The organism is Streptococcus mitis (assembly GCF_946188375.1).
Taxonomy (GTDB): Bacteria; Bacillota; Bacilli; order Lactobacillales; family Streptococcaceae; genus Streptococcus; species Streptococcus mitis_CX.
This window is the reverse complement of record NZ_CAMHUS010000001.1, coordinates 33,099-46,327: the sequence shown is the minus strand read 5'-3', so window position 1 is coordinate 46,327 and position 13,229 is coordinate 33,099. Positions and strand designations below refer to the sequence as shown.

At 43.5% G+C, this 13,229-nt stretch carries 15 protein-coding genes; 1 reads left to right on the top strand and 14 read right to left on the bottom strand.

Translation table 11 applies throughout. From position 1 onward, the window contains the following. Window positions 1-10 precede the first annotated feature (10 nt). The gene (locus tag N8M16_RS00245) at window positions 11-580 is read right to left on the bottom strand and encodes a GNAT family N-acetyltransferase (protein ID WP_049543510.1); all 570 of its coding nucleotides are present in this window, start codon (window positions 578-580) and stop codon (window positions 11-13) included. 171 nt (window positions 581-751) lie between these two features. On the opposite strand from N8M16_RS00245, the gene ald reads away from it, so the two are divergent. Then, a complete protein-coding gene (ald, locus tag N8M16_RS00240; protein WP_261069418.1) occupies window positions 752-1,864 on the top strand; it encodes an alanine dehydrogenase in 1,113 nt (370 codons plus the stop codon). Window positions 1,865-1,920: 56 nt separating this feature from the next. Here the strand turns inward: ald and N8M16_RS00235 are convergent, their stop codons facing one another. From N8M16_RS00235 to proB, 13 genes are all read right to left on the bottom strand, one after another. Beyond that, entirely contained in the window at window positions 1,921-2,907 is a 987-nt protein-coding gene (locus N8M16_RS00235) for a PhoH family protein (RefSeq protein ID WP_261014202.1), read from the bottom strand. Window positions 2,908-2,991: 84 nt separating this feature from the next. Beyond that, window positions 2,992-3,207 carry a YozE family protein gene (locus N8M16_RS00230; RefSeq protein WP_001232089.1) on the bottom strand — a complete coding sequence of 72 codons (216 nt, stop codon included), beginning with the start codon at window positions 3,205-3,207 and terminating at the stop codon, window positions 2,992-2,994. An 8-nt stretch (window positions 3,208-3,215) separates the two neighbouring features. Beyond that, on the bottom strand, window positions 3,216-4,070 hold the full coding sequence (gene cvfB / locus N8M16_RS00225; protein ID WP_001095435.1) for an RNA-binding virulence regulatory protein CvfB: 855 nt from the start codon (window positions 4,068-4,070) through the stop codon (window positions 3,216-3,218). 59 nt (window positions 4,071-4,129) lie between these two features. Beyond that, on the bottom strand, window positions 4,130-4,687 hold the full coding sequence (gene frr / locus N8M16_RS00220) for a ribosome recycling factor (protein WP_001262225.1): 558 nt from the start codon (window positions 4,685-4,687) through the stop codon (window positions 4,130-4,132). A gap of 20 nt (window positions 4,688-4,707) precedes the next feature. Further along, entirely contained in the window at window positions 4,708-5,433 is a 726-nt protein-coding gene (gene pyrH / locus N8M16_RS00215; RefSeq protein WP_000002995.1) for a UMP kinase, read from the bottom strand. 83 nt (window positions 5,434-5,516) lie between these two features. Continuing rightward, window positions 5,517-6,851, bottom strand: coding sequence for a methylenetetrahydrofolate--tRNA-(uracil(54)-C(5))-methyltransferase (FADH(2)-oxidizing) TrmFO (gene trmFO / locus N8M16_RS00210; RefSeq protein ID WP_261069417.1), 1,335 nt, complete (start codon window positions 6,849-6,851; stop codon window positions 5,517-5,519). Window positions 6,852-7,087: 236 nt separating this feature from the next. Beyond that, window positions 7,088-7,966 (bottom strand): 16S rRNA (cytidine(1402)-2'-O)-methyltransferase, encoded by an 879-nt coding sequence (gene rsmI, locus N8M16_RS00205; RefSeq protein WP_261069416.1) that lies wholly within the window; start codon window positions 7,964-7,966, stop codon window positions 7,088-7,090. 2 nt (window positions 7,967-7,968) lie between these two features. Then, on the bottom strand, window positions 7,969-8,286 hold the full coding sequence (yabA, locus tag N8M16_RS00200) for a DNA replication initiation control protein YabA (protein ID WP_000358227.1): 318 nt from the start codon (window positions 8,284-8,286) through the stop codon (window positions 7,969-7,971). Between the two features lie 39 nt (window positions 8,287-8,325). After that, window positions 8,326-9,216, bottom strand: coding sequence for a DNA polymerase III subunit delta' (locus tag N8M16_RS00195; protein WP_261069415.1), 891 nt, complete (start codon window positions 9,214-9,216; stop codon window positions 8,326-8,328). Continuing rightward, complete coding sequence (gene tmk / locus N8M16_RS00190; RefSeq protein ID WP_000033391.1) at window positions 9,213-9,851, bottom strand: dTMP kinase; 639 nt, start codon at window positions 9,849-9,851, stop codon at window positions 9,213-9,215. The genes N8M16_RS00195 and tmk overlap by 4 nt, the downstream gene beginning before the upstream one ends. Window positions 9,852-9,964: 113 nt before the next feature. Continuing rightward, window positions 9,965-10,762: a pyrroline-5-carboxylate reductase gene (gene proC, locus N8M16_RS00185; protein ID WP_261069414.1), complete on the bottom strand. Its 798-nt coding sequence runs from the start codon at window positions 10,760-10,762 to the stop codon at window positions 9,965-9,967. 3 nt (window positions 10,763-10,765) lie between these two features. Continuing rightward, window positions 10,766-12,028, bottom strand: coding sequence for a glutamate-5-semialdehyde dehydrogenase (locus tag N8M16_RS00180; RefSeq protein WP_261069413.1), 1,263 nt, complete (start codon window positions 12,026-12,028; stop codon window positions 10,766-10,768). A gap of 9 nt (window positions 12,029-12,037) precedes the next feature. Further along, the gene (gene proB / locus N8M16_RS00175; RefSeq protein WP_261069412.1) at window positions 12,038-13,147 is read right to left on the bottom strand and encodes a glutamate 5-kinase; all 1,110 of its coding nucleotides are present in this window, start codon (window positions 13,145-13,147) and stop codon (window positions 12,038-12,040) included. Between the last annotated feature and the right edge of the window lie 82 nt (window positions 13,148-13,229).

Below are 13,229 nucleotides of genomic sequence, written 5' to 3'. Positions count from 1 at the left end.
TCTCAACTGTTTATTTATTTGCAAAATAGTCTTCCTTTGTCAAGACATAATGAACCCTTGTAACGATTCGGCCTTCTTCATGCTGGTCCATACAAGCATATGGGTCTAAGTGTGAAAAACGCATACCCGATTTCTCCATGACCTTACCTGATGCGGGATTAGCCTTATCGTGTAAAGCAATCAACTTATTCATCCCTATCTTTTCAAAAGCTAGCTCAATTACGGCACGATTGGCTTCTGTCGTTAATCCTTGATTCCAATACTTTTTATTGATAATGTAGCCAATAGCCGCCTTCTTAAGAGCAGGATCAATCTTGTGCAAATCAATGGTACCGATAAACTGACCATTGCTTTTTAGTTCTATTCCCCACCGTCCCAAGGGATTGGCCAAGTAGAACTGAGCAATATTATTTTGAGTTTCTTCCAAGCTTTGATTGGTTGGAAAAGTGTAGCGCGTATTTTCTATGTCCGAGGCATAGTCAAACATTTCTTCCGCATCATCCAAGGTTACAGGTCTAAGCAATAAACGCTCAGTCTCGACTATGGGATACTGAGCTAGTTTTAAAAAGATTGATTCCATACTTCTCCTCCATTTAAAAATATTTTCTACCAGTCTAGCATAAAAAAGAAGTTACAACAAGTTTTCCTTGCTTTTTAAAGCGGTTTCATATAGAATAAATTCATCACCTTATTTTATAGATAATTGTGATAAATCATTTACAACCCGTCAATAGAAAGGGAGTTTTTCTCTATGTTAATTGGAATTCCAAAAGAAATTAAGAATAATGAAAACCGTGTCGCCCTCACACCTGCTGGTGTCCACAGCTTAGTCGGTCGTGGTCATCGCGTCCTTATCGAAACAAATGCTGGTCTCGGTTCTGGCTTTACTGATGATGACTATCAAAAGCAAGGAGCTGAGATTGTCGCTACTGCTGGTGAAGCCTGGGCTGCAGAGTTGGTCGTGAAAGTAAAAGAACCATTAGCTTCTGAATATGGTTACTTACGTGACGACTTGCTTCTCTTCACCTACTTGCATATGGCTGCTGCTCCTGAATTAGCCGAAGCCATGTTAGCAGCCAAAACAACAAGTATCGCTTATGAGACTGTCCGTGATGATCAGGGGCAGTTACCACTCCTCATTCCTATGAGTGAGGTTGCAGGCCGTATGGCAGTTCAAATCGAAGCTCACTTCTTGACCAAACAAGCTGGTGGATCTGGTGTCCTACTTGGTGGTGTACCAGGCGTTCCAAAAGGAAAAGTCACTATCATCGGTGGTGGTGTCGTAGGAACTCATGCTGCCCGCATCGCACTTGGACTTGGTGCCCAAGTGACCATCCTTGATATCAGTGCTAAACGTCTCTCTGAATTCGAGGAAGTTTTTGGTCATCAAATTCAAACCCTCATGTCCAATTCATTTAACATCGAAGCCAGTGTGAGAGATGCGGATGTTGTTATTGGGGCGGTTCTCATCCCCGGTGCCAAAGCACCAAAATTGGTGACAGATAAGATGGTCAAGCAAATGCGTCCAGGTTCTGTCATTGTGGACGTTGCCGTTGACCAAGGTGGTGTTATCGAAACAGCTGACCGTGTGACAACGCACGATGAACCTGTCTATGAAAAACATGGTGTACTTCACTACGCCGTTGCTAACATCCCTGGTGCTGTTGCCCGTACTTCTACCATTGCCCTTACAAATGTCACTATTCCTTATATCGAAGCTTTGACAGAAAAAGGATTCGCACAAGCAATTTCTGAAGATGAGGGCTTGCGCCAAGGTGTTACCACTTATCAAGGTTACTTAACCAGTCTTCCAGTAGCCCAAGGTCTCGATAAAAAACATAGTCCAATTGACGAACTAGTATAAACAATCTAATTATCAGATAAAAGAAAGAGCAATTCCACCTGAACTGCTCTTTTTTGCTATTCTGTTTCTTCTTCACTTTTTTCCATTTTGACCGGTGCTGGTTCATAAGCTCGGATAATCTGAGCAACAACTGGATGGCGAACCACATCCTTGGCTGAAAAATGAACAAAGTCAATTTGATGGATGTTCTTGAGTTTTTCTTGAGCATCAATCAAACCAGACTTGACGTTACGTGGAAGATCAATCTGACTGATATCTCCATTGACAATCATCTTAGAATTAAAACCTAAACGAGTCAAAAACATCTTCATCTGCATGATAGTCGTATTTTGCGCCTCATCTAAAATAACAAAAGCATCATCCAAGGTTCGTCCACGCATGTAGGCAAGGGGCGCAATTTCGATAATTTCACGCTCCATGAGACGAGTCGTTTGGTCTTTCCCTAGAATCTGATATAAGGCATCATAAACTGGACGGAGATAAGGATCCACCTTTTCTTTTAGGTCTCCTGGAAGAAAACCTAGACTTTCACCTGCTTCTACTGCTGGTCGAGTCAAGATAATGCGCTTGACCTGACCACGCTTGAGGGCAGTTACGGCCAAAGTAACTGCAAGAAAGGTCTTCCCGGTCCCTGCAGGCCCAATTCCAAAGGTCACATCGTGCTGTTTAACACTGTCCACATAAAGTTTTTGACCCAGTGTTTTGACACGGATAGGTTTCCCTGTATTATCTTTGATAATTTCTTCTTCGTAAAGGGCAACAAACTTGTCGATTTCATCGTTTTTGACCATGCTAATTGCAGTCACCACATCTGGCGTCCCAACCGTCATCCCACGATTCACCAAAACCATCAAGGCTTGAATAACTTGACGGGCTTCCTCACAGGCAGTCTCTTCTCCCAAAACCTGTACAATCTCAGTACGAGCATGAATCACCACATCAAGCTCTTCTTCCATCAAACGAAGATGGCGTTCATTGGAACCAAAAAGATGAAACAGGTCATCTGGATGACTCAGTTGAATGTCTATTGAATGTTCCTTCAAATAAAGAACCTCTCTAATCCTTTTATTTCTTTTTATTATAGCAAAGGGGCGGAGAAATTACTAGCCCAAACCCAGTGAATCATGCTAGTGTTCTAAGTATTCTTGCCAGATAGCGTCAAAGTCTCCTAGGTTAAAAGAGAAACTGGCATGCTCCTCCAAAAAGCGACTCACCTCATCAAAATCATCGGTGTGTTTTGGGAAGGAAGACTCTTCAAAAGCTAGGTCTGCCAAGATAGCTTTAGGACTATTACTTTTAGGATTGCGCTCGGTCATGAGCCAAGTGTAAAATGATTTTCTCATAAATCTCCCTAAATCAACTCTGTCCCAAACTGGTCTTGCTTGATTTTACCAGCCTTCATTAAGCCACCTAAAGCTTTCTTGAACTGACCTTTAGAAATGCCAAAGGTTGCCTTGATGTCGTCTGGAGATGACTTATCATTTAAGGTCATGAAACCGCCATTGCTTTCCAAGTAAGTCAAAATCATCTGAGCATCATTTTCCAACATTTCAAAAGAACGTGGTTTGAGGGAGAGGTTCAAGGTACGGTCCACTTCACGGAAACCAATGACACGCGCATCTAGAACTTGTCCCAAACGTGGCTCTGCGTAACGCTCGCTAGGATGGATAAAACCAAGCATGTTATTTTCTGGCAGATAGACAAAGGTCCCTGACAGCTTGAGACGGTAAACAATGGCTGGCCAGTTTTGATTCTGCATGTTGTTGTAGGCAGGACGAGCCAGACGTTGGAAATCTTCTTGATAAGCCAAGAGTCCCCAGATACGGTCTTTCTTGTCCACTTCAAGACGGATGTAGAGTTGGTCGCCCTTCTTAGGCCAAAGTTCCTTAAGCTCAGGGAGGATATCGAGTGACACAACGATTTCCTTGTCAGGAAGGCCTGTATCCACAAAGACACCCAAGTCTTTACGAACTTCCGTTACAGTTCCCCAACCAAATTGGTCCTGAGTGGCAGTCACTTCTATGGTTGTCAGGCGGAGTTTTTGCTTCATATCCGTGTAGGCAAAACCTTTGACCGTATCCCCTACTGTATGTTGACCTTCTTCCTTAGCAAGAGCATAGGTTTGACCATCCTTTTGCACAAAGTAAAAACGGTCGTTTTCATCGATGATGAGTCCAACGATAAAACTTGCAAGATTTGTATTCATATTTCCTTCTTTCGAATAAAACTCAGCCAGCAATGCCAACTGAGTTTTTCTGTTTATTTTTAGACTTCCAAAAGTTCTTTCTCTTTGTTAGCAGTCATGTCGTCGATGTGTTTAACAGCATCGTCTGTTACTTTTTGAATGTCTTTTTCAAGAGTCTTCAATTCGTCTTCAGTGATTTCTTTTGCTTTTTCTTGTTTCTTAGCTTCATCCATAGCATCGCGACGGATATTGCGGACAGCCACTTTAGCATTTTCTCCGACCTTCTTCACTTCTTTAGCAAGGTCACGACGAGTTTCTTCTGTAAGAGCAGGGATAACCAAGCGAATCACAGAACCGTCGTTAGCTGGTGTGATTCCAAGATCAGAAGCGTTCAAAGCACGTTCGATGTCTTTCAATGAAGACTTGTCAAATGGTGTTACCAACAAAACACGCGCTTCTGGAATCGTAATTGAAGCGATTTGGTTAAGAGGAGTTTCGACTCCATAGTATTCTACATGTACACGGTCAAGCAAGCTTGCATTGGCACGGCCAGCACGGATACCACCAAATTCACGAGCAAGTGATTGGTGAGACTGGGTCATTCTCTCTTTAGCTTTTTCAATAATTGCGTTAGCCATAATCTTTCTTATTCCTTTTCTTAGATATTATTTGAAACTGTTGTTCCGATATTTTCACCAAATACGACACGTTTGATGTTGCCTGGTTGGTTCATGTTGAAGACAACCAAGTCAATGTCGTTGTCCATAGAGAGGGTTGAAGCTGTTGAGTCCATGATACGAAGACCTTTATTGATAACATCACGGTGAGTCAATTCTTCAAATTTAACAGCTGTCTTGTCCTTCTTAGGATCGGCATTGTAAACACCATCTACGCCATTTTTAGCCATAAGGATAGCATCCGCTTCGATTTCAGCTGCACGAAGGGCCGCTGTTGTATCTGTTGAGAAGTAAGGTGAACCAATTCCGGCACCAAAGATAACGATACGGCCTTTTTCAAGGTGACGAAGGGCACGTCCACGGACATAAGGCTCTGCCACTTGTTGCATAGCAATAGCTGTTTGCACACGTGTATCAACCCCAACTTGTTGCAATGAATCTGCCATCACAAGAGCATTCATAACAGTCCCAAGCATTCCTGTGTAATCTGCCTGAACGCGGTCCATACCTGCTTCTGCTGCAGGTTCTCCACGCCAGAGATTTCCTCCACCAATAACAAGGGCAATTTCGATACCTAAGCTATGAACTTCTTGAATCTCTTTTGCGATTGTTTGAACTGTTTGGATATCAATCCCTACGCCACGTTCACCGGCAAGGGCTTCACCTGATAACTTGATTAAAATACGTTTATACTTGGGATTCGCCATTTTCACTCTCCTTTTTTTATCCTACCTATTTTATCACAATTTCTAAGATTTTTATAGTATCATGAGCAATTCTTTGAAAAAAATTAGACTGTTAAAAATTCCTCTAAGTCGCTAAGAGCACGCTCTGCAATTTTTTCATAACGGGCCTTCTTATCACGAATACGCTCGCCTTCCAACTCCTTTATGATTCCAAAATTGACATTCATTGGTTGGAAATGTTTGCTGTCGGCATGGGTGATGTAATGAGCTAAGCTTCCAATCGCTGTCGTCTCTGGGAAAATAGCCTCGCTTTCTCCCTTGAAAAGACGAGCCGCGTTAATTCCCGCAACTAAGCCTGACGCCGCTGATTCAACATAACCTTCTACACCCGTCATCTGACCAGCAAAGAAGAGATTTGGTTGTTTCTTAGAACGGTAAGTCTGCTCAAGAAGATTTGGTGAATCCATATAAGAATTGCGGTGCATAACACCATAACGAACAAACTCCGCATTTTCAAGACCTGGAATCATTTGGAAGACACGCTTTTGTTCCCCCCATTTGAGGTGGGTTTGGAAACCGACGATATTGTAGAGGCTACCAGCCGCATTGTCCTGACGAAGTTGCACAACCGCATAAGGAGTCTTAAATTCTCCATCACGAGGTCCTGTGTAGTTGTCCGGATACTCAAGACCCACTGGTTTCATAGGACCATAAAGCATGGTTTTAATACCTCGTTTGGCCATGACTTCGATAGGCATACAGCCTTCAAAATACTTTTCTTTTTCAAAAGAATTGAGCGGAGCTTCTTCCGCATTGACCAAGGCTTCATGGAAATCCATAAATTCTTGCTTGGTCATGGGAGCATTGAGGTAGGCAGCTTCTCCCTTGTCATACCGAGACTTGAGATAGACCTTGTTCATATCGATAGTGTTGACGTCGATAATAGGCGCTGCCGCATCGTAGAAATAGAAACCATCGCCATCATTAAGGGTGTGAATCTTTTCAGCCAGGGCATCACTAGTCAAGGGACCAGTAGCGACAACTGTGATTACATCAGTCGGTAATTCTGTAATTTCATCACGAACCACCTCAATCAAGGGATGGTTGGCAACTTTTTCAGTCACCATTTGGGAGAAACCATCACGGTCCACCGCAAGGGCTCCTCCAGCAGGAACACGTGTAGCCTCAGCAGATTCCAAAATAACAGAACCCAAGCGACGCATTTCTTCCTTGAGAAGACCAACTGCATTTGTCAGAGCATCTCCACGAAGAGAATTAGAACAAACTAACTCAGCAAAATTGTCTGTTTTGTGCTGGGGTGTTGACTTGACACCACGCATTTCATAGAGTTTAACTGGAATACCACGTTCTGCGATTTGGTAGGCTGCTTCAGAACCTGCCAAACCAGCACCGATAACATTGATATAAGATTGAGACACGACACTAATACCTCTTTGGGAGTGTGAAAACAAATTTCACATTGAAAAAGCCAATCGGACTTACTTCGCTTTCGAGTTTCTTGGCTCAGGCTGAAAAAGTCCATAGGACTTACTTCGCTCTCGAGTTTCTTGGCTCAGGCTGAAAAAGTCCACAGGACTTTTTCACTCCCACAAATCTTTCTAATTTTTTCTTCTACTAGTATAACAAAAAAAGGGAAGAAGGAAAACTTCCCTGTTTAGTCATTTTCTTGATTTTCTTCCCAGTCGTGGTAGGCAGCGTAGAGCTGACTTTTATTCCACTGGTAAATCTTAGCGACTTCCTTAATAGATTGATTTTTCTTCATGCCTTGCTGGATACGAGCTTGGATTTCTAAGAATAAGTCTTCCTCGTCTTTTTCCTCCACATCCTGACTGGTACCTTCAACGATGAGAAGGCATTCTCCCTTAAGTGGCGTTTCAGCTATTCTTTCCAGCAATTCAGAGATCTTTCCTCTTTGGTATTCTTCATAGATTTTGGTCAATTCTCTAACCAAGACCACCGAGCGGTCACCATAGACTTCTAGCATATTTTCCAACGTATCTGCTACACGATGGGGCGATTCATAGAAAATCTGGGTTTCTGGATAGTCTTTTTTCGAGTCGAAAAATTGCTTTTGCTGGCCTGATTTTCTGGGTAAAAAGCCGTAAAAGATATGTGGCTGTGGCGCTAAACCACTGGCAATCAAGGCAGAAATTCCTGCAGAGGCACCTGGAACAGTGACAACTGCAATTTCTTCCTCAATAGCTGCCTTAACCAAATCATGACCAGGGTCTGAAATACTAGGCAGACCCGCGTCGGATACCTGAGCAATACTTTGCCCTGCTTTCAGGAAACCAATCAAATCAGGAATCTTTTCCTTGGCATTGTGCTCGTGAAAACTGATCTGCTTGGTGGAAATGTCAAAATGCTTGAGCAAAAGACCTGTATTGCGCGTGTCCTCAGCAGCAATCCAGTCTACTTCTTTCAAGGTCTGGATAGCACGAAAGGTCATATCATCTAGATTGCCAATTGGCGTTGCCACTAGGTACAGCTTGCCGTAGGGAGACTGCCCCTTAAAACTTTTTTGAATCTGCATGCCTACTCCCTGTATAACAACTCGTCACAGAACATACATTCCTCGTCCTGCTCTCGACGTTGTCCATAAAAATCATTACATACGTGAAAACCATCTTTATAAATGCGACGGACACTTTCACGAACATGCTTAGCCTTGACAGGAGCGTCTGCCTCCACCTCACCCAAGCGTTCTCGCAACTTACTATTTTCCAAGCGAAGAGCTGTATTTTCCTCTACCAGGCTCTTGAGATTTTTCTTGATGGCTTCCACATCGGCCAAGGTTACCAATAACTGTTGGGAAAAATCATCCAGCGCGTCAAATAATTCTTTTTTGTCCATAAAACAGCCCTTTCCTTTCTTTATCGTTCATTTTTGAGTTCATATTTCTTTCAAGACCAGATATTCCATGGCATTTTGAAAGCTGACATTAGCTTGCCACATTTTTCTAGCTTCTAGCAAATCTTGTAGAATCACTCTTACTCTTGCTTGCAGGAGGTCCTGCCCACAGAGGACTTCAAGAATCCGTAAAACCTGATCTTGTTTTTCCTTGTCATCTGCCAAGTTCGCTAATTTAGCAACCTGCAAATAACTTTCTTTTTTCTTAGCCACTAACCAAATCAGCAGGCGTTCACTTTCATCGACTAAGGTCCAAAAACTTGCCTGATTAGCCAACTTTTCCGCTTCAGCTCGCGATTGACTAAACTGGGCTAAAAGAGTCGCTTTTTTCTTAACCAGACCTGCTTGTTCTAATTGATGGATGAGCTTTTCTTCTTGCTTTTTAAAGTGGAAAATCTGAGTCCGACTACGGATGGTCGGCAACATCTTTTCCTCATCACTAGTCAAGAAGAAAATATAAACCTCACTCTGGGGTTCTTCGATGACCTTGAGCAGAGAATTGGCTGCATTAGGATGCATTTTCTCAGCTTGCTCGATAATAAAGACCTGTTGCTGACTTTCAATCCCTGCTTGGGAAAACTGGCCCACCAATTCTCGAATCCGTTCTGTCTTGATGACCTGATTGACTGGCTTAATCAAAGTGACATCGGGAAATTCTCCCTGTTCAATCAGCTTACAATTTCGGCAGTTTTCACATGGCAACACGCCTACTTTATCCGTACAAAAGAGGCTCTTAGCTAAAAATTGCGCCATTTCCAGGCTTCCAAAGAAACCTGAAAAGAGGTAGGCATGATTGAGCTGGTCTTGTTGTAGGATACGGACAAAGCGGTCAAACTGATCTGGCTGCCAGGCCTTTAGTTGATCTTGTTTCATTTAACTAATCCCATTCTATCAAACAAGACAGCCTTGGTAGTTTCCACAACCTGCTCCAAAGGAAAACTAGCATCAATCTTAACAATACGACTTCCTTCTTTGTCCAGAAGAGAAAGGTAACCTTGACGAACTTTTTTGTGCAAGTCCAACCCTTCTAAGTCCAAACGATTGACCTCGCGGTCACTATTAGCAGCAATACGAGCCAGCCCTTCTTCCACCTCTATGTCAAAATAGAGTGTCAAATCGGGTTTGAGGCCATCTGTCGCAAACTGGTTAAGCCAGTCAATGGCTTCAATGTCCAAGCCACGACCAAATCCCTGATAGGCAACAGAACTATCGATAAAACGATCCATAATGACTAACTTGCCAGCTTCAAGTGCTGGGAGAACTTTTTCCACCAAGTGCTGTCTGCGACTGGCGATATAGAGAAGGAGCTCTGTCTTCGCATCCATCTGAGTATGACTTGGATTCAAAATTACTTCACGAATCTTCTCCCCAATCAAGACTCCGCCAGGTTCACGGGTCCTCAGCACCACTACCCCTTTTTCCTCTAAAATTGGAAGCAGAGCCTCTAAAACACTGGTCTTTCCTGCTCCCTCTGGTCCCTCAAGAGAGACTAAAAATCCTTTTGACATGTCTAACTCATTTCTTTTTTACTACTTCTATTCTATCAAAAAAATGTGGGTTTGTGACAATCTTTTTGTCTTCTCATTTCAACCACCATAAAAGAGGCAGACAAATCCACCTCTTATTTACCTAATTCTTGTGTTCGTTTGTAGGCTTGACCAACTGCATCCATGACTGTTCCTCGAAAAGCATGCGCTTCTAGGCTTGCTACACCAGCGATAGTCGAACCGCCTGGGCTACAAACTTGGTCTTTCAAGACCCCAGGATGCTCTTGGCTTTCTAGGACCAATTGACCAGCTCCTACCACAGTTTGTGCTGCCATTTTCAATGCTATTTCTCGTGGTAATCCTGTCTGAACACCTGCATCTGCCAAGGCTTCAATAAAGAGATAGACAAAGGCCGGTCCACAACCTGCAAGACCTGTCGCCGCATCTATTAAGCCTTCCCTAAGTTCAACCAAGAGACCAGCCTTAGCTAAAAGCTGACAAAAGAGATCACTGTCCGCAGTACTGCAATTAGAAGACAAGGCATAACTAATCACTCCTTGCCCGATAGAAGCAGGGGTATTGGGCATCATACGAATAATTCGGTGCTGACTTGGAAGAAGACTAGCCAGTTTTTCCAAGGTCAATCCAGCTGCCATGGAGATCAAAAGAAGACTTGCTCGTTTTTCAAGGATAGTATGGTATTGAGAAAGCAGTTCAGAAAACTGAGCAGGCTTAACTCCTAGAAAAATCACATCTGCTTCTGCAAAAATTTCTTCATTGCTGGAAGCCTGACCACCAAAGTCTGCAATGAAAGCATCTACCTTGGCTTGACTACGATTGGCAAGGAGAATCTGAGCACCCGTCTTGGCCTGCAAAACAGCCTTGGCCAAACTAGCACCCATATTCCCCAAACCGATAAATCCAATCTTCATCTCTTACTCCCTTATCTGTCCGTCACCAGTAACCACATACTTGTAGCTAGTCAACTCCTTCAAGCCCATTGGACCACGCGCGTGCAATTTCTGAGTAGAAATCCCCATTTCACAACCAAGACCAAATTGGCCACCATCTGTGAAACGAGTTGAGGCATTGACATAAACCGCTGCAGAGTCCACTTGATCTGTAAAGTAAGCTGCTGCTTCAGCATTTTCCGTCACAATGGCATCCGAATGATGGGTACTGTGGGCTTCAATATGCTCAACCGCTTCTTCTAAACTGCTCACAACCTTAACAGCTAATACATAGTCTAAAAACTCGGTATCAAAGTCTTGTGCTTCAGCTGCTTGACCTGAAACAAACTGACTTGCTTTCCTATCAAGTCGGAATTGAATTGGTTCCAATCCAGCTTCTTTTCGATCTGCAACCAGCACTTGCTCCAAGCGAGGAAGGAAGCTTGCTGCCTTGTCTTCATGAACCAGCAGAACCTCCATGGCATTGCAGACAGAAGGACGACTAGTTTTAGCATTGTTGATGATAGACAGTGCCTTGTCCTCATCTGCATCCTTGTCCACATAAACATGGACAATCCCAGTCCCTGTCTCGATAACAGGTACGATAGCATTTTCAACCACGGCATTAATCAAACCAGCCCCTCCACGAGGAATGAGAAGGTCTAGATAACCCTTGGCCTTCATCATAGCATAGCTACTTTCACGGCTAGTATCTTCCACCAGTTGAATCACATCTGGATGAATGGTCGTTGTCTCCAAGCCCTTCTTCAAGGCTATGACAATTGCATGAGCTGTTTGGTAGGCATCCTTCCCACTACGAAGAACAACTGCATTTCCACTCTTGAGAGCCAAAACAGCCGCGTCAGACGTCACATTTGGACGGCTTTCATAGATAATACCGATGACCCCCATAGCCACCCGTTTCTTGGTAATAAGCAAGCCATTTTCAAGCTGACTCGTTTCTAAAACTTCACCGATTGGATCTGGTAAAGCAACCACTTCACGAATCCCTCTTGCCATTGCTTCAATACGTCCTGCATCCAAATAAAGACGATCCAACATAACATCTGAGATTTTCCCCTTGGCCGCTTCCATATCTAGGGCATTGGCCGCTAAAATTTCCTCAGTAGCAGCCACTAAGTGATTAGCCATGGCTAGCAAGGCTTGGTTTTTCACTTCTTCACTAGCTGTGTTGATCGATTTTTTAACAGCCTGTACCTGTTCAAATTGTTCTTGTGTACTTACCATAGTTTACCTCTAAAATTCTGTAAAGAGTAGTTGGATTTCAGGAGTAATGGAAATCCAGTCATCACGGTGAATCAAGACACCCTTGGCTTTTTGAGAACGCAACATATCCTCCAAAGCAGATGCTCCAAATTGCACACGCCCTTTTCCAAGTGATTTTCCACTTTCCTTGTCAAATACTGTCACGATATCACCGTAAGAAAAGGCACCTTCTGCATCAACAACACCAGATAAAAGAAGACTCTTTCCATGTTGAGAGAGAGCTTCTGCAGCCCCTTTATCAACCCAAATAGAACCTTGACTCTGAGCATAAAAGGCCAGCCATTGTTTCTGGGTACGAAGTCCCTTCTCTTGAGCAACAAAGTAGGAACCATCCTTGGTCTCCTCAGCTGCCTCTATCATGGCATCTGCCTTCAAGGATGAGCAAATATAAACAGGAACCCCTGACTCTGTCGCAATAGTAGCAGCTTTGATTTTTGTTAGCATGCCCCCAGTTCCATTTGACGAGCCAGCTCCACCAGCCATATCAATAATCTCACGATTGATGGTCTCGATTCGCTCCAAGCGTTCGGCTCTTGGATCTGAATTAGGATTTCCAGTATAGAGACCGTCCACATCTGTCAAGAGAACCAAAAGGTCTGCTTGAACCATGGCCGCCACCTGGGCACTCAGAGTGTCATTGTCCCCGACCTTGAGCTCATCAATGACGACACTGTCATTCTCATTGATGATAGGAATTGCCCCACGGCTAAGTAGAACAGACAAAGCCTGATGGGCATTTTTATAACGGCGCTTATCCACAAAGTCGTCCTGGGTCAGCAAGATTTGTGCAGAAACGATTTGGCGCAAGAGAAGATTGGTCGTGTATTCTTCCAACAAAAGTCCTTGTCCTACCGCTGCTGAAGCCTGTTTATCAGCAATCTTTGTCGGACGCTTTTTAAATCCTAAGGCTCCAAAACCAGCCGCAATGGCACCTGACGACACCAAAATCAATTCATGACCAGCCTCGTGCAACATCGCCAACTGCTGGGTAATAGCCTTTACCTTACTACGTGATAAACTTCCATCCTCATTCGTTAGAGAAGAAGTCCCCACCTTAAAGACAATCCGTTTGTATTTCATAGTCTCACTCCGATTCTTCATATTTATCCATTATAACATGAATGGCAGGAAATAGAAAAGAGTTGATAGGAAAAAGAAGGCC